Origin of the sequence: Streptomyces sp. NPDC002490 (assembly GCF_040296045.1) — a bacterium.
GTDB lineage: Bacteria > Actinomycetota > Actinomycetes > Streptomycetales > Streptomycetaceae > Streptomyces.
In genome coordinates this window covers 62,166-84,624 of the sequence record NZ_JBEOWM010000004.1, presented here as the reverse complement: position 1 = coordinate 84,624, position 22,459 = coordinate 62,166, and the positions used below count along the sequence as shown (strand labels likewise).

Genomic DNA, 22,459 nt, shown 5'->3' with positions numbered 1-22,459 from the left:
CCCCGCTCCCGCGGTCTTGAAGGAATCGGACAGCCGGGCGACCCCCGCCCGGGTGGCTCGGGCCGCCCGGTTGGTCCACCCTGGAGGTCCGCCCCGCCAGCGCGCGGGGCCGGTGGGACGAAAGGGGAGCCGGGTGCCAGCGGTATCGGACCCGCAGGTCAGCACCGTCCACGGGACGGTGCGCGGACGCCGCGCGACCGTGGCCGGGCGGCCGATCGCCGTCTTCAAGGGCGTCCCCTACGCCGCGCCCCCGCAGGGCCCCCACCGCTTCCGGCCGCCCCGGCCCCCCGAGCGCTGGGACGGCGTCCGCGACGCTGCCGACTTCGGCCCCACCCCGCCCAAGCCCCCCTACAGCGAACCCTTCGCCCGCATCCTCGCCGACCCGGCCCTCCCCGGTGACGACTGGCTCACCGTGAACGTCTGGACCCCGGACCCCGACCCGGCGGCCCGGCTGCCGGTCGCGGTGTGGGTGCACGGCGGCTCCCTCACCCGCGGGTCCTCGGCGCTCCCGGTGTACGACGGGCTGGCCTTCGCCCGCGACGGGGTGGTCCTGGTCTCCTTCAACTACCGCCTGGGCGTCGAAGGGTACGGACTCTTCCCGGACGCTCCGCCCAACGCCGGATTGCGCGACCAGCTCGCCGCCCTGGAATGGGTGCGCGACAACGTCGCCGCGTTCGGCGGCGACCCGGACCGGGTGACCGTCTTCGGCGAGTCCGCGGGCGCCATCAGCATCGGGGTGCTGCTGGCCAGCCCCCGCGCCCGCGGACTGTTCCACCGCGCGGTGCTCCAGAGCGGCCCGCCGCAGACCGTGGAACGGGACCGGGTCCGCCGCATGGTGCGCCGGATGGCCGCCCGGATGAAGGTCCCCGCCACCGCCGAGGCGTTCGCCCGGGTCGACCCCGCCGCGCTGCTCGCCGCCCAACGGGAGGCCGGCCGCCGCTCCAGCCCCCTGCTCGGCGGCGCCGCCTTCGGCGTGGTCGTGGACGGGGACCTGGTGCCCGAGGACCCGATGACGGCCCTCACCCGCGGCGACGGTGCGGCGGGCATCGACCTGCTGATGGGGTGGACCGCCCAGGAACACCTGCTGTGGCTCGGCCCCAGCGGTCTCGCCGAGCAGTTCGACCGTCTCGGCCCCCTCGCCCTGGCCTGGGCGAAGGCCCGCTGCCGGGGCGGGCCGGGAGTGGTCCGCGGCTACCGCGCCCTGCTGCCCGGGGCGGGCGCCGCCGAGGTGGTCGGCCAGGTCGTCACCGACCACTTGCTGAGACGCCCCGTCCATCGGCTGGCGGAAGTCCGCCGGCTCGCCGCTCCGGGCGCCCGCACCCACCTGTACGAGTTCGCCTGGCCGTCCGGGGTGCCCGGACTCGGGGCCTGCCACGCACTGGAGTTGGGCTTCGTCTTCGACACGGTCGACGTACCGGAGGCCGCCCAGCTCACCGGGGCCGGCGCACCGCGCTGGCTGGCCCGGGAGATGCACGGGGCCTGGGTGCGCTTCATCACCCACGGGGACCCCGGGTGGCCGGCCTGGGACGCCCGGCACCCGGTGCGCCGCTTCGGCCCCGAACCCGGCGGCGCGGTGCTCCACGGCCCCCGGGACCGGGCGTTCGCCCTCTGGGAGCAGGAACCCGGCCCCGGCGAACCCGCCCTCGCACCGACCGCCACCGGCTGAGCCCGGGCCCGCTCCGCCTGCGGACCTACGTCCCGCGGCCCCGGGGGCACGTCGAACCGCCACCGGCGGGGGCATACGGTGGAGGACCGGACGCACGCACCGAGAGCGGCGGGACCCGACACCCGGGCCCCGCCGGAGACACCCTCCGCGGCCGGGGAGCGAGGAGACACACGATGGGCACCACGGGCACCGGCACCGCGGACGGCACGGTACGCCGCACCGAACTGGTCGAGGACCTGATGGAACGCTTCCCGCACGTCCCGCGGGAAGCGGTCATCAAGGAGGACCTGCTGCGCGGGGGCATGGCCTTCGACGAGTCCGCCCTCAGCGACACCGCCAACGAGGCGACCGGTGACGTCAAGCCCAAGTCGTACTTCATCTTCTCCTTCGACCACGGCACCCTGCCCGAGCTGGGCGCCGCCGCGCTGCGCCGCCCGCCCGAGGAGATCGTCCTCACCGGCGGCCCCTACGACCTGCGCCGCACGGTGGTGTCGGTCCGGGTCAACCCGTCCTCCCCGTACCGGGTGGCCGCCGACGACGAGGGCATGCTGGGGCTGTACCTCGACGGACACCGGATCTCCGACGTCGGACTGCCCCCCATGCCGGACTACTACCGGCATGCCCTGGCCGGCGGGAAGTCGGTGATGGAGGTCGCCCCGACCATCCAGTGGGGCTACCTCATCTACCTGACGGTCTTCCGGGTCTGCCAGTACTTCGGCGCCAAGGAGGAGTGCCAGTACTGCGACATCAACCACAACTGGCGCCAGCACAAGGCCGCCGGCCGTCCCTACACCGGCGTCAAGGACGTGGCGGAGGTGCTGGAGGCCCTGGAGATCATCGACACCTACGACACGGCCCGCACCTCCACCGCCTACACCCTCACCGGCGGAGCCGTCACCTCCAAGGTCGCCGGCCGCGACGAGGCGGACTTCTACGGCCACTACGCCAAGGCCATCGAGGAGCGCTTCCCCGGCCGCTGGATCGGCAAGGTCGTCGCCCAGGCGCTGCCCAAGGACGACGTCCAGCGCTTCAAGGACTACGGGGTGCAGATCTACCACCCCAACTACGAGGTGTGGGACCGGCGGCTGTTCGAGCTCTACTGCCCCGGCAAGGAGAGGTACGTGGGCCGCGACGAGTGGCACCGCCGCATCCTGGACTCCGCGGACGTCTTCGGCGCTCGCAACGTCATCCCGAACTTCGTCGCCGGCGTCGAGATGGCGGAGCCCTTCGGCTTCACCACCGTCGACGAGGCCATCGCCTCCACCACCGAGGGCCTGCGGTTCTTCATGTCGCACGGCATCACGCCCCGCTTCACCACCTGGTGCCCCGAGCCCACCACCCCGCTCGGCAAGGCCAACCCGCAGGGCGCCCCGCTGGAGTACCACATCCGTCTGCTGGAGTCCTACCGCGCGACGATGGACGAGTTCGGCCTGACCTCGCCCCCCGGCTACGGCCCCGCCGGACCCGGCCGGGCCGTGTTCTCGGTCAGCTCCTTCATGGACAGCCTCGCCCCGCAGGAGGCGGCGGAGGAGGGCTGAGCCCGCGCGCCGGACCGCCCCGGACCCGCGCGGGGACCGGGGCGGTGCTCAGCAGCGTTCGCCGTACTTCACGGCGTCCAGTGCGATCGGCTGCCCCGTGAAGGGCGTGCCCGCCTTCGGCCGCTGGGCGCACACCTTCCAGTTGGACTCCACGATCACCTTGCGGCCCTCGCCGGTCGCGTCCTTGACGGACAGGCTGGCGGAGCTGTCCAGCGACTGCCGCGCGGCCCGCACCGAGGTGCCCACGAAGTCCGGCAGGGCGTCCTCGGTCCGCGGGGGCGCCCCGTCCTCGCCCGGACACCGCTCCGCCAGCTTCACCGCGGCGAAGTCGACCTTCGTCTTTGTGGGGTGGGTGCCCGGCTTCGGGGTCTGCCCGCACACCTTCCAGTTGCGGTCCATCGCCTGGAGCCGCCCGCGCCCCAGCGCGTCGTGCGACTCAAGCCGCCGGAAGCCGGCCTCCCGGGCCTCGTCCTGCGCGTACTGGAGGCCCTTGCCCGTCAGATCGGGCAGCTTCGCGGTCTCCTCCTCGGCGGCGCCGCAGCCCGACAGGGCGGTCAGCCCCACGGTGAGCAGCACGGCGACGACACGACGGTGCACGGTTCCCCCCGGTGCGTGGTGGTTGTCCCCCTTGCCCCCATGATGCGTCAACGGGGCGGCGCGCGGAGCGGAGTTGACCCTCCCGTGATCTACCGGCCGGAGCCGGTGCGCGGTCCGGACGGGACGTCGGCGGGGCGGCTGGGGTAGCGGCGGACGGAGCCGACGATCAGCAGGCCGGCCGCCACCCCGAGCCCGGTGGCGGTCACCGCCACCCCGGTGCCGTCGTGGGCGGAGACCGCCCAGCCGCCGACGGCCCCCGCGAGGGCGATGCCGACGTAGAGCCCGCTGGTGTTGAGCGCCACGGCCTCCGCCTCCGCGCCCCGGGCCAGCGCCAGGGCACGGGTGTTCATCGGCGGGTTGAACCCCCAGCCGGCGAAGCCCCAGCCGGCCAGGAAGAGCAGCACCACCCAGACCGGGGCCTCGTCGGTCAGCAGACCGGTCACGGCGAGCGCGGCCGTGGCCGCCACCGACCCGCCGAAGGCCCCCACCAGCGTGCGGTCCGCGCCCCACCGGTCCGTGAGCCGTCCGCAGAGGAAGGAGCCGAGGGCGCCGAACACCCCGATGACGGCGATGAACAGGGCGAGCACCGCCCCGGTGCGGCCGGTCAGGTCCCGGGTGAGCGGGGCGATGTAGGTGTACGTCATCAGCCCGCTGGAGGCCCCCAGCACGGTGCCGGCCACCCCGAGCAGCACCGCGGGGCGGGTGAGGACGCGCACCTGTCGACCGACTCCGATCCCGGGCGCGCCCGGCAGGTCGGGCAGCAGCCGCCAGGAGGCGAGGGCGACGGCGAGGCCCAGCAGGGCGACGGCGACGAAGGTGGAGCGCCAGCCGAAGGCGGCGGAGAGCAGCGTGCCGGCCGGCACCCCGACGAAGAGGGAGACGGTCAGCCCCGCGGCCACCGTGCCCATGGCCCGTCCCACCCGCTCCGGCGCGGCGGCCCGCCCGGCCGTCGCGAAGACCGCGGGGGTGATGCCGGCGGCGATCAACGCGGTCAGCACGCGCAGCGCCATCAGGGTCGGGTGGTCGGGGGCGAGCGCGGTGAGCACGTTGGTGAGGGCGAAGAGGACCAGCCCGCCCACGATCACCGGTCTCCGGGGCAGCCGCGCGGTGACGACCGCCAACGGCGGCGCGGCCAGGGCGTAGGTCACCGAGAACACGGTGACCAGCTGTCCGGCGGCGGCGGTGCTGACGTCGAGTCCGGAGGCGATCTCGGGCAGCACGCCCGCGACGACGAAGTCGTCGGTGCCGATCACGAACGTCGTCAGCAGCAGACACACGAGCCAGCCCGCCCCGCGCGGCCGGGGCGTTTCCTTCACGTCGGTAACCATGGCGGGACGGTAGGACCTTGACACCGGTGTCAAGGTCAACCCCGCGGGGTCGACCCGGGGCCGCGTTCCGCCCGTGGCGCCGTCGGCGCCCGGCCCGCGAAGGACGTCGCGGGCCGCCCGGCCTATCGGGCTTCGGGGGGCGGCGGGGGTCCGAGGGACGCCTCCACCTCCGCCTGGTGCCGGACCAGCCGGTCCCGTAGTTCCCGGAGCCGCGAGATCCGGTCGTCCAGCGACTCCAGCCGGTGCCGCACGGTGTCCAGTTCCCCGCTGCACCGCGGTCCGTCGGTCAACGGGCGCTCCAGGCAGCCGCGTTCCAGGTAGTGGCGGACGTCCTCGGTGGTGAGTCCGGTGTCGAGCAACTCCTTGATGTTGCGGGCCCGTACCAGGGCGGCCCCGTCGTACTCCCGGTACCCGTTGTCGCTGCGGGCGGGCACCAGCAACCCCTGCTGCTCGTAGTAGCGCAGGGAGCGGGGGCTGGCCCCGATGTGCTCCGCGAGTTCCCCGATGCGCATCTTCCTCCTCCGTCCGGTGCCAGGATCCCACCTCGGCCGTCAGGCGCCCGGCCGAGGGGCGTCGCCGACAAATGGATGGCGGACGGCCACGCGGCGGGACTACCCTTCGGACGTTCCGTCGGAAGGGCGCCGCGTCGTGCCCGCACCGGCGGCGGTTCGTCGGTCCGTCGAGGTGGAGCAGGAGGTGAGGACAGTGGTGACGGTCATGGTCACGGGCGCTGCCCGCACGCAGGAGTTCGTCCTCCCCATTCCCGTGGTCTCCGGCTGACACCCATCCGTCCGCGCGCAGCGCGCCGCCGGGGCCACCCTCCGAAGGGTTTCCCCGTTTTGTCCAGCAATCCGCTCGACCCCTCTGCCGGTCCGTCCGGCCCTTCCGCATCCTCCGACGGCCGTGCCGACGCCGTCCACGCCGCCCTCGCCCCGTACGGCTGGGACCGGGACTGGGCCGACGCGTTCGCCCCGTACGCCGCCCACGGCCTGGTGCCCGGCCGGGTCGCCCGGGTGGACCGCGGACTGTGCGACGTCCTCGCGCCCGAGGGCACGGTGCGCGCCGACACCGAGTTCGTCGTGCCCCGTGACCCGATGAAGGTCGTCTGCACCGGCGACTGGGTCGCCGTCGACCCGGCCGGCGGCGATCCGCGGTACGTGCGGACCCTGTTGCCGCGCCGCACCGCCTTCGTGCGCTCCACCTCCTCCAAACGGTCCGAGGGCCAGATCCTCGCCGCCAACGTGGACACCGTCCTCATCGCGGTGTCCCTCGCGGTGGAACTCGACCTCGGCCGGATCGAACGGCTCCTCGCCCTCGGCTGGGAGTCCGGGGCACGGCCCGTCGTGGTCCTCACCAAGGCCGACCTCGTCCCCGACCCGGTGACCCTCGCCCATCTCGTCCGGGACGCGGAGACCAGCGCACCGGGCGTGCCCGTGCTCCCGGCCAGCGCCACCACCGGTCAGGGACTGGACGTGCTCGCCGCCGTGGTGGCCGGCGGCACCGGCGTGCTGCTCGGCCAGTCCGGGGCGGGCAAGTCCACCCTGGCCAACGCCCTGCTCGGCGCCGAGGCCCAAGTGGTCCAGGCCGCTCGGGACGTCGACGGCAAGGGACGCCACACCACCACCACCCGCAACCTGCTGGTGCTCCCCGCGGGCGGCACCCTCATCGACACCCCGGGGCTGCGGGGGGTGGGGCTCTGGGACGCCGGGAGCGGGGTCGACCAGGTCTTCTCCGAGATCGAGGAACTGGCCCGCGACTGCCGTTTCCACGACTGCGCGCACCAGCGGGAACCGGGCTGCGCGGTGCAGGCCGCGGTGGACGGAGGGACGCTGCCCGAACGGCGCCTCGACAGCTTCCGCAAGCTCCAGCGCGAGAACCGGTACATCGTCGCCAAGACCGATGCCCGGGCCCGGGTCGAGATGCGCCGCGAGGGCCGGCGCCGGGGGATGATCGGCCGGGCCGCCCAGCAGGTCAAGCGCGAGGGCCGCGGCTGACCGCGGTGCCGAGCGGCCCGGCGCACCGGCGCCGGGCCGCTCGGGCGCCGTGTCGGATTCCTGCCAGCCCCGGGGCGGGCCGCCCGGGACAATGGACGGGTGACGGAACGACGCACGAGCACCCCGACCCCGCCCCGACCGACCGCCGAACCGCTGTGGACCACGGTGGACGGTCCACTGGGCACGCTGCTGCTGACCGCCGACGAGGACGGCGCACTGACCTCGCTGTCCGTCCCCGGACAGCGAGGCGGCCGGTCCCCGGGCCCGGCTCCCCGGCGCGCCGAGGAGCCGTTCCGGGCGGCCCGCGAGCAGCTCGGCGCCTACTTCGCCGGGGAACTCACCGCCTTCTCGCTCCCGCTGCGCCCCACCGGCACCGAGTTCCGACACCGCGTCTGGGAGGCCCTCGACGCCGTCCCGTACGGGGCCACCACCACCTACGGGCGGATCGCCGCCGAGATCGGGGCCTCCCGGGCGGCGGTCCGCGCGGTGGGCGGCGCGATCGGCGCCAACCCGTTGCTCGTGGTGCGTCCCTGCCACCGGGTGATCGGCGCGGACGGCTCCCTCACCGGCTACGCGGGCGGCCTCGACCGCAAGACCCGTCTGCTCGCCCTCGAAGGAGCCCTGCCCGGCGACTGACGCACCCCGCCGGCCCGCTGCTCCGTACGGGTGGGGCCGGCGGCACGAAGGGCGCTCAGCCCCACACCAGCACCCCCAGCCAGGCCGCGATCACCAGCAGGCAGGCGAACCACTCCACGAGCACGTTCCAGCCGCCCAGCCGCAACACGGTCCGGGTGGAGGCCAGGGCCTCGCCGCGGCCGCCGAGCCGGATCCGCTCCCCGAAGTAGATCCCCGCCAGGAAGCCCGGCACCGCGCCCACCACGGGCACCAGGCAGAACCCCAGCAACGAGCCCGCGCCCGCGTACCCGGCCAGCCGCCGGGTGGCGGCGGTGTGCCGCAGCCGGCGGGGCGGCAGCAGCCAGCGCACCGTCTGGGCCGCCAACAGCACCGCGGTCGCCCCGACCAGCACGGCCCAGGCCACGGTGCGGGTGTCCTGCACCGCCCACCAGGCCAGCCCCGCCCACACCAGCCACGCCCCGGGCACCCCCGGGACCATCACCCCGCAGAGGCCGAACAGCAGCACCAGGCCGACCAGCAGGAGTTCCCACGCTCCCATCCGCCCAGCGTGCCGGAGGGCGCGCCGGCGCGCCCGGCGGGGCGTTCAGCGGGGGCGGCCCACCCAGCCGTGGTCCCGGGCGTGCCAGCCGAGCTGGAGCCGGGTGGTCACCCCGGCGCGTTCCATCAGCCCCCGCACCCGTCGCTGCACGGTGCGCAGACCGAGGTCGAGCTGCTTGGCCACGCTGGCGTCGGTCAACCCGGCCAGCAGCAGGGACAGGATCGCCAGGTCGGTCCCGTCCGGCACCTCCGGCACGGACGGTCCCTCGGGCTCGTGCGGGGGCCCTCCCAGGTGCAGCGGCCGGGCGTGCCGCCACACCGTGGCGAAGAGGCCGTACAGGGACTCCAGCAGGGCGCAGTCGTGCACGACGAGCGCCGAGGGCTCGTCGGCGTGCTCCGACAGCGGCACCATCGCCAGCGAGCGGTCCGCGATCAGCAGCCTGGTGGGCACCCGCTCGGCGACCCGCACCTCCTCGGCGCGGCCGAAGGCGGCGCTCACGTCCCGCACCCCGGTGGGCCGGGTCAGCACCTCGTGCTCGACCACCACCCGGTAGGCCACCCCGCGGTCGGCGGCCCGCGCCCGGGTCCCCTCCTCCGCGTCCGCACCGGCGATCGGGCCGTCGGTCACCAGGGCGCAGACCTCCTCGACCGCACCGAGTTGGAGTTGCAGGAACCGTTGGGCCACGGCCGCACGGCCGGTGACCACCTCGACCAGCTCGTGCACGCCGGGCTCGCTGCTGCGCGCCCGGTACTCCCGGGCGAGCAGCGCGGCCGAGGACTCGGCCCGTTCGAGTTCGTGCCGCCGTCGGGTCAGCAGGGCGCCGAGCGCCACGTCGGGGGGTGCGGCCACCCAGCGTCCGGGGCGCCCGGACGCCTGCGCGGCCAGTCCGTGCCGCTCCAGGTGCCGCAGCGCCCGTTCGGTGGCCACCTCGCCGAGCGGGAGCCTGCGGGCCAGGTCGAGGACGTCGGCGGCGCCCAGGGAGACCAGGGCGCGGTAGGCCGCTTCATGGGCTTCGTCCAGCCCCAGCGCGGACAACATCTGACGGCTTCCTCCCCGTGCGTTCACCGTTACCGCCCATCATCCCCGCACCCCCCGCCCTGACGGCAAGGTGCGGGCGACCGGTCCGGGGCGCTCGGCGTCGGCCGGACGCGCTCCACTGGCAGGAGGGGCGGACTTCGGCCAACTTGCAGGGGCGGACCCAGCCGCACCACACGGGCGAGGGGGAAGGGGGGAACACCTGTGGGTACGTGATCACGGGGCCGCCCCGAGGCCGAGCGTACCGTCCTGACCTGGGGAGATCGCCATCAGGGCGGTCCCGAACCGGAACCTGCTCCAGCGCGTGGCTCGCTTTGTCGATTCATCTCCTTCCAGGTCGGCTGATTTTCTGAGTGACCGTTTTCGGGCGCGGCCGGCCGTGGACAATGTCGGCATGAGCCAGCAGGGGGAGCGGACGTCGGCCCGCCCGGAGGACGATTGGTGGGGCGACCTGTACGCGGGGTGGCCCCAAGTGGCCCGGGTGCCGGCCCCACCCCCGGCGCGCGCGGAGGACGCCCAGGACCTCGACCGCACCGCCCCGGCCGAGGCGGGGGCGAAGGCCCCGGAGCCCGCCGGTGCGGCACCGACCGCCACCCCCGGGCCCTCGGCGGGACCGGTGGAGCCGCCCGCCCCGGTGACCCCCGCCGTCCCGCCCCCGTCCCGTCCGGCGGCGCCGGACGCGGCCCCGCGGCCGCCCTGGCAGCCCGGCGGCGCCGTCTCCGAGCCGCGCACCTTCCGGCTGGGCCGGTTCGGACGCCGCAGCACCGGGGGCGGCGAGGAGGACGCCCCGGTCGTGGTGGCGCTGCCGCCCCCGGTGGAGCACCTGGGCGACCGGTCGCCCGCCCACGAGGGGGAACCGACCGCCCTGCCCGCCGCCGACCCGGACGCCCTGGCCGAGCTGGTCCCGGACACCGTGCTGGACGGCGCCCGGTACGGAACCGGCACCCTGCGGACCGTCTCCACCCGGGGCGACGCCGCCCGCCACCGCGGCACAACCCGCCGGGACGCCCTGCTGACCGCCCGGTTCGGCACCGGGGACGACGCCCTGGTCCTGGTCGCCGTGGCCACCGGGGCCGGCCCGGCCGGCGCCCAACGGGCCGCCGCCGAGCACATCGCCGGTGCCGTCGGCCGCAGCCACGAACGGCTCGCCGCCGACCTCCGCGCCAGCCGCCGGGGCGAGTTGAAGTCGGGTCTGCACCGGCTCACCGACCGCAGCCTCGGCACCCTCCGGGCCGGCCTCCCGGGGGCGGCCACCGAGGCCGCGGCGGACGCGCTGAGCCTGCGCTGCCTGCTCCTCCCGGCCGATCCCGCCTGCCGGGTGCGGGTGTTCTTCGGGGTCGGTGACGGCGGGCTGTTCCGCCTGCGCGAGGGGGTGTGGCAGGACATCGAGCCGCGGGTCACCGACACCGCCGGCGAACCGGTCGTCGGTTTCGGCTCGCCGCCCGGCGACCCGGACCGGGCACCCGCGGGCCCGCGCTCCGTCACCCCGCCGGGCCCGCTGGATCCGGAACCCTTCGGGGCGCCCCGCGCCCCGTTCCGCTTCCGCGCCTCCGTCGCCCGCCCGGGGGACGCCCTGCTGCTCTGCTCGGAGGGCCTCGCCGTCCCGCTGCGCGCCGAGCAGGCCCTCGCGGCCCATCTCGCCGGCCGCTGGGTGGACGGGCCCCCGGGGCTCGCCGCCTTCCTGGCGGACGCCACCGTCCGGGTCACGGGGTACGCCGAGGACCGGACGGCCGCGGTGGTCTGGGAGGCGTAACCCCGCGGCCTGTGCCTTGATGGACCCAACGCATACCCGGGCCGGAAACGGGCACGGGCGCTGACGACCGGAACAGGCGTGCGGGGACGAGGCGCAGCAACGGCCCCGCGAGGCACGGACGGGGTACGTGGAGCCATGGCCAAGCAGAACGTCGCCGAGCAGTTCGTCGACATCCTCACCCGCGCGGGCGTCCAGCGGTTGTACGGGGTGGTGGGCGACAGCCTCAACCCGGTGGTCGACGCCATCCGCCGGAACCCGGACATCGACTGGGTCAGCGTCCGCCACGAGGAGACGGCGGCCTTCGCGGCGGGTGCGGAGGCCCAGATCACCGGACGGCTCGCGGCCTGCGCGGGCTCCTGCGGGCCCGGCAACCTGCACCTGATCAACGGGCTCTACGACGCCCACCGCTCGATGGCGCCCGTCCTCGCCCTGGCCTCCCAGATCCCGTCCAGCGAGATCGGCCTCGGCTACTTCCAGGAGACCCACCCGGACCAGCTCTTCCGGGAGTGCAGCCACTACAGCGAGCTCATCTCCAACCCGCGGCAGATGCCCCGGCTGCTCCAGACCGCCGTGCAGCACGCGGTCGGGCAGGGCGGGGTGAGCGTGGTGTCGCTGCCCGGGGACATCGCCGCACAGCCCGCCCCCGACCGGGCGGCCGAGAGCGCGCTGGTCACCTCCCGGCCCACGGTCCGCCCCGGGGACGCGGAGATCGACCGACTGGTCCGGATGATCGACGCGGCGGACAAGGTCACCCTCTTCTGCGGCAGCGGCACCGCGGGGGCCCACGCCGAGGTGATGGAGCTGGCCGGCCGGATCAAGTCCCCGGTCGGACACGCCCTGCGCGGCAAAGAGTGGATCCAGTACGACAACCCGTACGACGTGGGCATGAGCGGGCTGCTCGGCTACGGGGCCGCCTACGAGGCGACCAACGAGTGCGACCTGCTGATCCTGCTCGGCACCGACTTCCCCTACAACGCCTTCCTGCCGGACAAGGCCCGGATCGTGCAGGTCGACGTGCGCCCGGAACGGCTCGGACGTCGCTCCAAGCTGGACCTCGCGGTGTGGGGGGACGTCCGGGAGACCCTGCGCTGCCTGCTGCCGCGGGTCGCGGAGAAGAGCAACCGCCGCTTCCTGGACAAGATGCTGAAGAAGCACGCCGACGCCCTGGAGGGCGTCATCAAGGCGTACACCCGCAAGGTCGACAAGCACGTGCCGATCCACCCGGAGTACGTGGCGTCGGTCCTGGACGACCTGGCCGCCGAGGACGCGGTGTTCACGGTGGACACCGGGATGTGCAACGTGTGGGCCGCCCGCTACCTCTCGCCCAACGGGCGCCGCCGGATCATCGGCTCGTTCTCGCACGGCTCCATGGCCAACGCGGTGCCGCAGGCCATCGGCGCCCAGTGCGTCGACCGCGACCGGCAGGTGGTCTCGATGTCCGGGGACGGCGGCTTCGCCATGCTGATGGGCGACTTCCTGACCCTCGTCCAGCACGACCTGCCGGTCAAGGTGGTGCTCTTCAACAACTCCTCCCTCAGCATGGTGGAGTTGGAGATGCTGGTGGCCGGGCTGCCCTCCTACGGCACCGACAACCGCAATCCGGACTTCGCGGCCGTCGCCCGCGCCTGCGGCGCCTACGGGGTGCGGGTGGAGAAGCCCAAGGACCTGCCGGGCGCCCTGAAGGCCGCCTTCCGGCACCGGGGCCCCGCCCTGGTGGACGTGGTCACCGACCCCAACGCCCTCTCCATCCCGCCGAAGATCAGCGCCGACATGGTGACCGGCTTCGCGCTCTCCGCCTCCAAGATCGTGCTGGACGGCGGGGTCGGCCGCATGGTGCAGATGGCCCGTTCCAACCTCCGTAACGTGCCCCGACCGTGAACCCCTGCGCCCCCGTGAGCCCCGATCCGCCGCGCCCCGCGCCCCCGCACGTCCGTGCGCCGGGCGCACGCCATACCGCGACACCCCCGCCCACCCCGGGAGGCGTGCACCGGACCGGTACGGGCATGCATTCCGTAACGGGGGCCGAGAGGTCGTGCGGACCCCGTCGCAACCGAACGGCACGGACGACCGGCGGACGTTGACGCACACGCACGAGGACGCGGAAGGCGGCGGGCAGACCATGGGGGCGGGGGCCATGAGGGGGCGGACGAGAGTGCGACGGCTGAAGCGGCGGTTCACCCGGACGGAGGACCTGCGCGCGGTACCGGAGTCCCGGCGCGCGGTACGGGAACTCCTCGACCACTGGGGGCGGCCGGGACAGGCGGAGACCGCCGAACTGCTCACCAGCGAACTGGTCACCAACGCGCTCGTGCACACCGAACGCGCCGCCGTCCTCCGGGTGGCGGCCGACCCGCGACGACTGCGGGTGGAGGTGCGGGACTTCGTCCGCAGACGCCCCGAGAAACGGGTCCCGGTGCCGCACGAGGGAACCGGCGGCCGCGGACTGGTGCTGGTGGAGTCGCTGTCCGACCGGTGGGGGGTGCGGGGCCACGGTTTCGGCAAGGCGGTGTGGTTCGAGTTGGAGAGCGGCCACCCCTGACGGCCGCGGGGCGGCGGCACCCATCGGTACCACCGCCCCGTGAGGGTCCCGCACCGGAACGATCCGGTGGCCGGGCGTCAGCCGAACTGCTGCTCCAGGTCCTTCAGCTTGCGTTCCAAGGAGTCCAACCTCGGCAGGGCCTGGGTGTCGTCCTCGGCGGTCAGGTCGACCGTGATGGGCTCACCTTTCCGACGGACGGGGGCGAGGGAACGCGGTGATGCGGGCGAGGGCGGCTGTTCCTCCGGTATGGCAGGGTCCGCGCCGGACTGGGCAGAACCCGTGCCCGCCGTCACCGCCGGCTGCACCTCCACCTGACGTCCGCCGCGGGTCAGGACCCCCCGGTGGTGGCTGCGGCTGATGGCCTTCAGCTGAGCGCGCTTCAGCTTCTGCTGCTCGCGCTGGACCTGACGGTTGTGCAGCTTCTGACGGCGGTCCTCCCGCACCTCGTCCACGGCCTCGTCCAGCGTGCGCACGTTCTCCAGCAGCATCAACGACCAGGCCGCGAAGGTCTCCCGGGGAGCGCGCAGCCAACGGACCACCCGGATCTGCGGCAGCGGACGGGGCACCAGGCCCTGTTCGCGCAGCGCGGCCCGGCGGGTCTGCTTCAGCGCGCGGTCGAAGAGGATCGCCGCCGACAGCGACATCCCCGCGAAGAAGTGCGGAGCACCCGCGTGCTCCAGTCCGCGCGGGGCGTGCACCCAGTTGAACCAGGCGGCGGCACCGGCGAACAGCCACACCAGCAGGCGCGAACCGAGGGCCGCGTCACCGTGGCTGGCCTCGCGGACGGCCAGGACGGAGCAGAACATGGCCGCACCGTCCAGACCGAACGGAACGAGGTACTCCCAGCCGCCGGAGAGGTTCAGGTTCTGCCGGCCGAAGCCGACCAGCCCGTGGAAGGACAACGCCGCCGCGACGGCCGCACAGCAGAACAGCAGCACGTAGGAGGCGGTGGCGTACATCGCCTCCTTGCGCCTGCGGCGCTCCTCGCTGCGCTCCCAGGAGTCGTCCGCGGGCTTGGACTGCTCCTTGGCCCGCTTGGACCGCGCCAGCACCGCAACCGCCGCCAGAATGCCCAGGAGCAGAACGGCGCCCGGAAGCAACCAGTCAAGCGATATGTCGGTCAATCTCATCACGCGTCCCTTGCGTCGCAGTAGGGCTTTTCGGGCGCCATCGTTCCTCAAACCCGGAGCCGGACAGGAGCTTTCGGTGCAAGAGAACGCCAAGGGGGTGTGGGGAGCCACCACGTGTCGCCATCCGCTCGAACTCCCGCGCGAGTGGTGCGAGTTGAGTTCGCCTCACATTACCGGTACGGGCTGTTCAGGAGGAAGCTGCCTCACTGAGCCTGGCCACCCTATCCTCATCGCAGGTCCGGGGGCACGTGACGCAGGTTTCCTCGGGGCGCAGCGTATAGAACAAACAGCAGCTCGCGCGGTCGCGGGTTGGCAAAGACTGCCCGTGAGGGCCCGTCAACATCCGGAAGTCCGCGGCCCCCGCGTAGGGCTTGGTCGCCCCCGGCAGCAGCGCCTCCAGCTCGCGCATGCCGCGCTCCTCCTCGCCGAGGAGGTGGGAGACGTACCAGAGCCCCTCCACGATCTCGTCGGTGGCCATGCCCCACAGGGCCCGCCCGCGCCGGCGCATGCGCGGGCCGAACCCGCCGAGCAGCGGCTCCAGGTGCTCGGCCACCGCCGCCCGCACCTCCACCCGCAGTGCCTCCTCGTCGGGGACCACCCGGGCGTCGGGGTGCTCGGTCAGGGGGTCGTCCGGAAGGCAGGAGAACGTGCCCACGCGCACCGACATCCGTCCCAGGGCCCGTTGGAAGGAGACCCGGTCGGTGGGGAAGCGGGGCACCCGGCGGTGCAGGAACCAGGGCAGGGTGATGAGGAGGCAGGCGGGCCACGCGTAACGGTGCAGGCCGAAGCTGGCGACCACGTCGGGCCGGGCCTGCTGGCCGTAGTCCCGGAGCACCTGGGCCGCGTCCCAGGCGAGGAAGGCGTCCAGTTCCGCGCCTCCGGCGGACAGTCGGGTCGCGGTCACCCAGCCGCCGCCTTCCGGCTGCCGTTCGCCGGGGGCCAGTTCGTCGATCCTGAGTCCGGGGAAGACCTCGGTCAGCCGGGCGTAGGCCGCGGCGACGGGGGAGGGGGGCGGACGACCGTCGGTGATCGTGCACGGGCGTGCGCCATGCGAGCGGGAGATCTCCACGGCGGGGGCGGGAGTGCTCATCCTGGACCACCGAATCATGAATGCCGACAGGTAAGGCTAACCTTACCTGATGTGATCGTGGTGTGGGCCGGGGGCCGGTCGGCCTATGGTTCTCGGGAGCGGTCACCGGGCCGCCGCAGTGCACGAGCGCCGGAGGAGGACCCCGATGACCCGTCCCGGACCACTGCCCGCACCGGTCCCGACCGGTACCGGCCCGGTCGACGACGACCGCACCCCGCGGACCCCGGGCCGCCCGCCCCGGCCGTTAGGGGACCCCGCCCGCCAGGCCTCCGCCGTCCCGGTCGGACCGGAGCGCGGTCGGGTACCGGTCCAGGCGCGTCCCGGGGACCCGGGTCCGAGCGCCCGCGGGGAGCACACCCACGACCAGCCCCCGCCGCTGCCCCGCCGCGGCTCCGTGGTCCGCGCCAGCGTGCGCGGCCAGGTGCTCGCCGCGCTGCGGGTCGCGCTGGTGGAGGGGGAACTGGCACCCGGCGAGGTGTACTCCGCGCCCCTGCTCGGCGAACGGCTCGGGGTCTCCGCCACCCCGGTGCGCGAGGCCATGCAGCAACTCGCCACCGAGGGCGCCGTCGAGGTGGTGCCGAACCGGGGCTTCCGGGTGGTGGAGCGCAGTGCCCGACAACTCGCCGAGCTGGCCGAGGTGCGGGCGCTGATCGAAGTGCCCGTGCTGCTGAGGCTCGCCACCACCGTGCCCACGGCCTGCTGGGCCGAGCTGCGCCCGCTGGCCGAGGCCGCCGCCGCGGCGGCGGCGTGCGGCGACCGCGCCGCCTACGCGGAGTCGGACCGCGCCTTCCACCGGGCGCTCCTCGCCCTCTCCGGCAACCAGCAGTTGGTGCAGGTGGCCGACGACCTGCACCGCCGCGCCCAGTGGCCGTTGCTCAGCGGCCCGCTGCCGCGGCAGCGGGCCGACCTGATGGCCGACGCCGCCGAGCACACCGCGCTCCTCGACGCCCTGGCCGCCCGGGACGCGGACGCGGTCCGGCGACTGGCCCGCGCCCACTTCTCCGGTTCCTGAGCCGCGGTCGGAGGCCGGGGCTCAGGAAGCCGTCGGCTCGGCGCTGCGCGCCGCGAGCGCCTGGGCGGCGGCCAACTGGCCGCCGAGCCAGGTGGGGACCCCGCCGAGCAGGCGCAGCAGCCGTCCGGCCTCCTGGCGCAGCCGGGTGGCCTCCGGCTCCGGTTCCGCTTCGGCGAGCGAGGCCAGCGCCGGGGCGGTGCCGACCAGGTAGCCCAACTCCTCGCGGATGCGCAACGACTCGGCGAAGCCGTGCCGGGCCCCGCCCCGTTCGCCCTCGCGCAGGTCGAGCCCGGCCAGCTGGCGCCAGGTGAACGAGAGCAGCAAGGCGTCCCCGGCGGTGGTGGCCGCGGTGTGGGCGCGCCGGTAAGCGGCCCGGGCGGCCTCCGGGGAATCGGCCAGGTTCTCCGCGATCAGGCCCCGGCGGAAGTCCAACAGTGCCCGTCCCGGTGCCTGCGGCGCGATCAGGGCCGCGGCCCGACCGAGCGCGGAACGGGCCTCGTCGGCGCGGTCGCGGACCCCGAGCAGGGTGGCGGCGTAGGCGAGTTGGCCCCGTTCGCAGGCGGCGGCGCCCCGTTCGTCGTCCCCGCGGGCCAGGGCTTCGGCGGTGCGCAGCGCGTCCTCCGCCTCCGCCCAACCCTGTTCGGTGTAGAGGCAGCGCTCGACGAACAGGGCGACCCGTTGGAGCGCCGCTCCGAAGTCCGTCCGGGCCCGTCGTTCCAGCAGTGCGGCGGCATCGCCCCAGCACGCGCGCGAACGCAACCGCCATACCGCGGTCTGGAGCGGATCGTCACTGGAGGTCGTTCCTGAACCAGACACCGCGGTAAACGCCACATCGCCCTCCCCGAGCACACCCTCGTGTTCCTGAGCCGATGCGGAATCTCAGCACGGAACCGAGGGCCGGGCCAAGAGGATGGGTGAAACTTTTCACAAAGTCTTGGGGGTGCGCACCGGAGCGGAGCGGGGTAGCAGCGGTGTCCGGGAGGCGACGGCGGACGACCGGAGACGCACGGGCCCCTTGGGGGGTCAGCTCATCCGCAGGGCGAGGAAGAAGTCCAACTTGTCCTCCAGTCGGGACAGGTCCCGCCCCGTCAACTGCTCGATCCGTCCGACGCGGTAGCGCAGCGTGTTGACGTGCAGGTGCAGTCGGGCGGCGCAGCGGGTCCACGAGCCGTCCGAGTCCAGGAACGCCTCCAGGGTCTCCACCAGGTCCGCCCGGTGCCGCCGGTCGTAGGCCCGCAGCGGGTCGAGCAGCCGTGCGGTGAACGCCCGCCGGACGTCGTCGGGCACGAAGGGCAGCAGCAACACGTGCGAGGCCAACTCCTGGTGGCCCGCCGCGCTGACCGGGCCGGGCCGGGCCGCCGCCACCCGGCGGGCGTGCCGGGCCTCCTCCAGGGCCCCGCGCAAGCCCTCCGCCGAGTGCACCGCCGCGCTCACCCCGAGGGTGAGCCGCCCGCCCTCGCCGAGCCCGGCGGTCAACGGCTCCCGCACCGACCGCAGCAGCGTTTCGGCCACCAACTCGCCCCGGGCGGGGCCCTCGCCCGGCTCGGCGTCCCGCTCCTCGGCATCGGACGCCACCAACGGCACCAGGGCGACGGCCTCGTCCCCGGCATAGGCGACGGCGATCCGGTCCACCGGCCCGGTCCCGGTCGCCAACGGGTCGACCAGGACCTCCTCCAGCAGTGCCCGGGCCAGCCGACCCCGGTCCTCGACGCCCTGCTCGGCGCCGGTGCCCCGACCGTCCGGCGCCCCGGACCCCTCGATGCGGGCCACCACCACCTGCCAGTGGGGCGCGGTCGTCCGGCCCGGCAACAGCACCGGTCCGGCCACCCGCAGCCGGGCTGCCACCTCGGCGGGGGCCGCGTCCGAGCGCACCAACTCCCACACCTCGTGGGCGAGCTGCCGCCGCACGGTGCGCGCCGCGTCCCGGCGGTCCCGTTCCACCGCGATCAGCTGGCCCACCCCGTGCACCAGGTCGAGCCGCTCCTCGGGCCAGTCCCCGATGTCGGCCGCCACCACCAGCACCCACTCGGTGAGCGCGGCCGCGGTGCCCGCGACCTCGCGCGCCTCCCGGGCGCCGCCCGGCGCGGTCCGCCCGCCCCGCACCGGGAACAGTGCGTAGGGGGCGTCGCCGACCGTCGTCCGGTAGGGGCCCCGTCGACCGCTGCGCACCGCGGTCAGGTGCGCCGTCGCGAGCGCCGTGCACGCCTCCTCGGAGAGCGTGCGTCCGGCGGTGTGTGGGCCGGCGATCCGACGCCCGGTCGGGGAGAGCACCCAGGCCCGTAGGTCCAGGTCGGTGCCGAGCAGGTCCAGCACCGCGTCCGGGCCGCCGCCCCCCGGGCCGGGGGCCATCAGCCTGCGGTGCCGGTCGACCACCGCCGCGAGGTCGCCCGCGCGCTCCCCCGAGACCTGCCGCACCACGTGCTCGGTGATGGTGGCGAAGGCCACCCGCTCGTCGACCGAGAACAGCGGCACCCGATGCCGGACGCACACCGCGACCAGGGCCTCGGGCACGTCTCCGAGTTCCGCCTCGCCGACCGCGAGGGCGGCCACCCCGGCGCCCGCCAGGACGCGCACGAACGGTTCGGGGTCCTCCGCACCGCGCCGCCAGGCCAGCCCGGTGAGCACCAGTTCGCCTCCGGAGAGGTAGCGGCTGGGGTCCCGCAGGTCGGTGGTCATCACCCCGCGCACCGTGCGGTCCAGTTCGTCCGTGCCGCTGAGCAGCCGCAGCCCCAGCGCGTCGGTGTCCAGCAGTGCGCGCAGCCGCATGTGTCGCCGCCGATCCTCGTGTTCCTGCCCGTGTCCGGAGGCCGTCCCGGGGGTCGGCCGAACGTCCCGGGGCGGACACCCACGGGAAGCCGTTCTTCATACGAATCTACAAGACCGGACGTCTGGCCAGCCAATCCGCGGACCGCTCCGACCGCTCAGCGGCCCGCGCGCAGCAGGCCGTCGACGGTGCGCCCGAACAGCCGTCGACCGGCCGCCGCGAGCAGCGGGTCCCCGGGGCCAGGGAGTCCGCGCACCCGGAGCTCCTCCCGCCACCGCACCCGGGCGCCCGAGGGGTCGGAACGCACCTCGATCTCCGCCCAACCGTGCACCAGCCGTCCCCGCTTCTCCAGACGACAACGCCCGGGGCCGGACCCGGTGGGCGGCATCCACACGGTGATCTCCATGGGGTCGTCGAACCCGAGGCGGCCGATCCCGGTGCGGGCCACGCACCGGGTGCCGGGGCCGACCGGCGGCGGGGTGGTCACGGTGATCCGGGTGAACGGGACGTACGCGCCGTGCCGCTCCCAGTCGACCAGCCGCCGCCACGTCTCGATCACGGTGAGCGGGGAGTGCCGTTCCACGACGACGAGTGCCATGCCCCGAGCCTAAGGGCCGTCCCGCCGACCCCGATCCGCGACCGACCACTCGCAGGGACACCTTCGCACCGCCCGACGCCGGTCCGCCCGCCGTAGGGTCGGTCGCATGAACCCCTGCGACCTGGGCCAGTTCCTCCACAGCCGCCGTGCCCGCACCACTCCCGTGAACGCGGGCCTGGTGCCGCCGCCCGGGCGCCGCCGCGTCCCGGGGCTGCGCCGCGAGGAACTGGCCCGGCTGGCCGGGGTGAGCGTGGCGTACTACACCCGGCTGGAACAGGGGCACAGCCGCAACGCCTCGGACTCCGTGCTGGACGGTCTCGCCCGGGCCCTGCGCCTGGACGAGACCGAACGGGCCCACCTGTACGACCTGGCGCGCGCCCCCCGGCGCGCCACCCGTCGCCCCGCGCCGCCCGAGGTCCCGCACCCGAGGACCCTGGCCCTGCTGGACGCACTGCCGGGGCTGCCCGCCGTGCTGCTGGGCCGCCGCAACGACGTCCTGGCCTGGAATCCGCCGGGGCACGCACTGCTCGCCGGCCACCTGGACCCCGAGGCGCCGGAGGACCCCGCGCGGCGGCCCTCGCTGACGCGGATGCTCTTCCTGGACCCCCGCTCGCGCGAACGGGAAGCCGACTGGGAAGCGCACGCACGCACCCATGTCGGCCATCTGCGGCTGGTCGCCGGCCGCCACCCGGACGATCCCGAGCTCGCGGCGCTCATCGGCGAACTCGCCATGAAGAGCACCGAGTTCACCGCGCTCTGGGCCGTGGGGCACGTGCGGGACTGCACCTTCGGCAGCCGCCGGCTGAACCACCCGGAGGCCGGCCCGCTGGAGCTGACCTACCAGGTGTGGCTCCAGCCCGACAGTCCCGACTGCCGGCTGGAGGTCTACACGGCCGAGCCCGGTACCCCGTCGGCGGACGCCCTCGCCCTGCTCACCGGCGCCGCAGCCCCGGCACCTCGACGAGGCTGAGCCCGTTCCGCCGCGGCGGGCCACCGACCACCACCCCGACCACCGATCCACCGGGCCGCGCGCCGTCCGGCGATCAGCGCTGCCCGCTGACGGAACGAACCAGGAGACGCTTCGTGACCACCCACCCCGTGCCCCCCGTCCCCCGCCGGTCCGCCCCGGAACCGACCCGGCCGCGCCTCGCCCTCGTGGTGGGCGGCACCGGCATCGCGGGCCGCGCCCTGTGCCGGGAACTCGTCGAGCGCGGCTGGCAGGTCCTCAGCCTGTCCCGGACCGCTCCGGAACCCCGGGCCGGGGTGCGCGCGGTCACCGCCGACCTGACCGACCCGCGGTCGGTGGCGACGGCGCTGGCCGGGCTCGCCCCGACCCGGGTGTTCCTCACCGCCTGGAGCCCGCGGGCCACCGAGGCGGAGAACATCGCCGTCAACTCCGCGATGGTCCGCCACGTGCTGGACGCCGCCGGCGGTGCCGGCCGTCTGCGCCACGCCGCCCTGGTCACCGGCATGAAGCACTACACGGGGCCCTTCGACGCCTACGCCGTGGGGGAGATCAGCGACACTCCGTTCCGGGAGACGGCGCCCCGGCTGCCGGTGCCGAACTTCTACCACGCCCAGGAGGACGAGCTGTGGCGGGCCGCGTCGCGGTACGCGTTCTCGTGGAGCGTCCACCGGGCGCACACGGTGATCGGCCACGCCGTGGGCAACGCGATGAACATGGGCACGACCCTGGCGGTCCAGGCCGCCCTGTGCCGGGAGGCCGGGCGGCCGTTCGTCTTCCCCGGCAACGAGGTCCAGTGGAACGGGGTCACCGACATGGTCGACGCGGGGCTGCTCGCCCGGCAGATGACCTGGGCCGCGACCACCGAGGGGCTGCCCAGCCAGGCGTACAACACCGTCAACGGGGACACCTTCCGCTGGCGCTGGATGTGGCCCCGGATCGCCGAGCTCCTGGGGGTCGAGCCGGAGGGCTACGCCGACCGGGCCCGACCGCTCGCGGAACAGATGGCGGGGACGGAGGAGACCTGGCGGAGGATCGCGGCCCGGGAGGGGCTCGTCGAACCCGACCTGGGGCGGGTCGCTTCCTGGTGGCACACCGACGCCGACCTCAACCGGCCGGTGGAGTGCTTCGCCGACCTGTCCCGCAGCCGCACCGCCGGGTTCACCGAGCACGTCGACACCCTCGCCGCGTTCGCCTCGCTCTTCGCGACCCTGCGCGCCGAGCGGGTGGTGCCGCCCCGTCCCTGAGTCGCCGGGGGCCCGCCGGCGCCGCGGCCG

General features: G+C 74.9%; 20 protein-coding genes. 10 read left to right on the top strand and 10 right to left on the bottom strand.

Annotated elements, in window-relative coordinates; translation table 11 throughout:
• The first annotated feature begins 133 nt into the window (after positions 1-133).
• Together ABT092_RS03900 and ABT092_RS03895 are read left to right on the top strand one after the other, a co-directional pair.
• A complete protein-coding gene (locus ABT092_RS03900) occupies positions 134-1,666 on the top strand; it encodes a carboxylesterase/lipase family protein (RefSeq protein WP_351239443.1) in 1,533 nt (510 codons plus the stop codon).
• Positions 1,667-1,839: 173 nt separating this feature from the next.
• Complete coding sequence (locus tag ABT092_RS03895) at positions 1,840-3,204, top strand: radical SAM protein (RefSeq protein ID WP_351239441.1); 1,365 nt, start codon at positions 1,840-1,842, stop codon at positions 3,202-3,204.
• A 48-nt stretch (positions 3,205-3,252) separates the two neighbouring features.
• Here ABT092_RS03895 and ABT092_RS03890 read toward each other — a convergent pair whose 3' ends face one another.
• The 3 genes from ABT092_RS03890 to ABT092_RS03880 form a co-directional block, all read right to left on the bottom strand.
• Positions 3,253-3,801, bottom strand: a complete 549-nt coding sequence (locus ABT092_RS03890; protein WP_351239439.1) for a hypothetical protein — start codon at positions 3,799-3,801, stop codon at positions 3,253-3,255.
• A gap of 89 nt (positions 3,802-3,890) precedes the next feature.
• Positions 3,891-5,129, bottom strand: a complete 1,239-nt coding sequence (locus ABT092_RS03885; protein WP_351239437.1) for an MFS transporter — start codon at positions 5,127-5,129, stop codon at positions 3,891-3,893.
• A gap of 122 nt (positions 5,130-5,251) precedes the next feature.
• Entirely contained in the window at positions 5,252-5,641 is a 390-nt protein-coding gene (locus ABT092_RS03880) for a MerR family transcriptional regulator (RefSeq protein ID WP_351239435.1), read from the bottom strand.
• 327 nt (positions 5,642-5,968) lie between these two features.
• On the opposite strand from ABT092_RS03880, the gene rsgA reads away from it, so the two are divergent.
• Both rsgA and ABT092_RS03870 read left to right on the top strand, forming a co-directional pair.
• A complete protein-coding gene (gene rsgA / locus ABT092_RS03875) occupies positions 5,969-7,123 on the top strand; it encodes a ribosome small subunit-dependent GTPase A (RefSeq protein ID WP_351239433.1) in 1,155 nt (384 codons plus the stop codon).
• 99 nt (positions 7,124-7,222) lie between these two features.
• Positions 7,223-7,759, top strand: a complete 537-nt coding sequence (locus ABT092_RS03870; protein WP_451362717.1) for a methylated-DNA--[protein]-cysteine S-methyltransferase — start codon at positions 7,223-7,225, stop codon at positions 7,757-7,759.
• A 55-nt stretch (positions 7,760-7,814) separates the two neighbouring features.
• On the opposite strand, the gene ABT092_RS03865 is transcribed toward ABT092_RS03870, so the two are convergent.
• Together ABT092_RS03865 and ABT092_RS03860 are read right to left on the bottom strand one after the other, a co-directional pair.
• The gene (locus ABT092_RS03865) at positions 7,815-8,297 is read right to left on the bottom strand and encodes a DUF456 domain-containing protein (protein ID WP_351239431.1); all 483 of its coding nucleotides are present in this window, start codon (positions 8,295-8,297) and stop codon (positions 7,815-7,817) included.
• A gap of 45 nt (positions 8,298-8,342) precedes the next feature.
• Complete coding sequence (locus tag ABT092_RS03860; protein WP_351239429.1) at positions 8,343-9,335, bottom strand: helix-turn-helix domain-containing protein; 993 nt, start codon at positions 9,333-9,335, stop codon at positions 8,343-8,345.
• Between the two features lie 391 nt (positions 9,336-9,726).
• On the opposite strand from ABT092_RS03860, the gene ABT092_RS03855 reads away from it, so the two are divergent.
• The 3 genes from ABT092_RS03855 to ABT092_RS03845 all read left to right on the top strand — a co-directional run bounded on the left by ABT092_RS03855 (position 9,727) and on the right by ABT092_RS03845 (position 13,624).
• The gene (locus ABT092_RS03855; RefSeq protein WP_351239427.1) at positions 9,727-11,085 is read left to right on the top strand and encodes a protein phosphatase 2C domain-containing protein; all 1,359 of its coding nucleotides are present in this window, start codon (positions 9,727-9,729) and stop codon (positions 11,083-11,085) included.
• 135 nt (positions 11,086-11,220) lie between these two features.
• The gene (locus ABT092_RS03850; protein WP_351239425.1) at positions 11,221-12,963 is read left to right on the top strand and encodes a pyruvate dehydrogenase; all 1,743 of its coding nucleotides are present in this window, start codon (positions 11,221-11,223) and stop codon (positions 12,961-12,963) included.
• Positions 12,964-13,219: 256 nt separating this feature from the next.
• On the top strand, positions 13,220-13,624 hold the full coding sequence (locus tag ABT092_RS03845; protein WP_351239645.1) for an ATP-binding protein: 405 nt from the start codon (positions 13,220-13,222) through the stop codon (positions 13,622-13,624).
• Between the two features lie 77 nt (positions 13,625-13,701).
• On the opposite strand, the gene ABT092_RS03840 is transcribed toward ABT092_RS03845, so the two are convergent.
• Positions 13,702-14,754 carry a DUF2637 domain-containing protein gene (locus ABT092_RS03840; protein ID WP_351239423.1) on the bottom strand — a complete coding sequence of 351 codons (1,053 nt, stop codon included), beginning with the start codon at positions 14,752-14,754 and terminating at the stop codon, positions 13,702-13,704.
• A 187-nt stretch (positions 14,755-14,941) separates the two neighbouring features.
• A complete protein-coding gene (locus ABT092_RS03835; RefSeq protein ID WP_351239421.1) occupies positions 14,942-15,844 on the bottom strand; it encodes a (2Fe-2S)-binding protein in 903 nt (300 codons plus the stop codon).
• A gap of 145 nt (positions 15,845-15,989) precedes the next feature.
• On the opposite strand from ABT092_RS03835, the gene ABT092_RS03830 reads away from it, so the two are divergent.
• A complete protein-coding gene (locus tag ABT092_RS03830) occupies positions 15,990-16,856 on the top strand; it encodes a GntR family transcriptional regulator (protein WP_351239419.1) in 867 nt (288 codons plus the stop codon).
• 21 nt (positions 16,857-16,877) lie between these two features.
• On the opposite strand, the gene ABT092_RS03825 is transcribed toward ABT092_RS03830, so the two are convergent.
• The 3 genes from ABT092_RS03825 to ABT092_RS03815 all read right to left on the bottom strand — a co-directional run bounded on the left by ABT092_RS03825 (position 16,878) and on the right by ABT092_RS03815 (position 20,218).
• On the bottom strand, positions 16,878-17,687 hold the full coding sequence (locus tag ABT092_RS03825; protein ID WP_351239417.1) for a hypothetical protein: 810 nt from the start codon (positions 17,685-17,687) through the stop codon (positions 16,878-16,880).
• Positions 17,688-17,879: 192 nt separating this feature from the next.
• On the bottom strand, positions 17,880-19,622 hold the full coding sequence (locus tag ABT092_RS03820; RefSeq protein ID WP_351239415.1) for a PucR family transcriptional regulator: 1,743 nt from the start codon (positions 19,620-19,622) through the stop codon (positions 17,880-17,882).
• Between the two features lie 155 nt (positions 19,623-19,777).
• A complete protein-coding gene (locus tag ABT092_RS03815; RefSeq protein WP_351239413.1) occupies positions 19,778-20,218 on the bottom strand; it encodes an SRPBCC family protein in 441 nt (146 codons plus the stop codon).
• Positions 20,219-20,324: 106 nt separating this feature from the next.
• On the opposite strand from ABT092_RS03815, the gene ABT092_RS03810 reads away from it, so the two are divergent.
• Positions 20,325-21,188, top strand: coding sequence for a helix-turn-helix domain-containing protein (locus tag ABT092_RS03810; protein ID WP_351239411.1), 864 nt, complete (start codon positions 20,325-20,327; stop codon positions 21,186-21,188).
• A gap of 113 nt (positions 21,189-21,301) precedes the next feature.
• Positions 21,302-22,429: an SDR family oxidoreductase gene (locus tag ABT092_RS03805; protein ID WP_351239409.1), complete on the top strand. Its 1,128-nt coding sequence runs from the start codon at positions 21,302-21,304 to the stop codon at positions 22,427-22,429.
• Positions 22,430-22,459 lie beyond the last annotated feature (30 nt).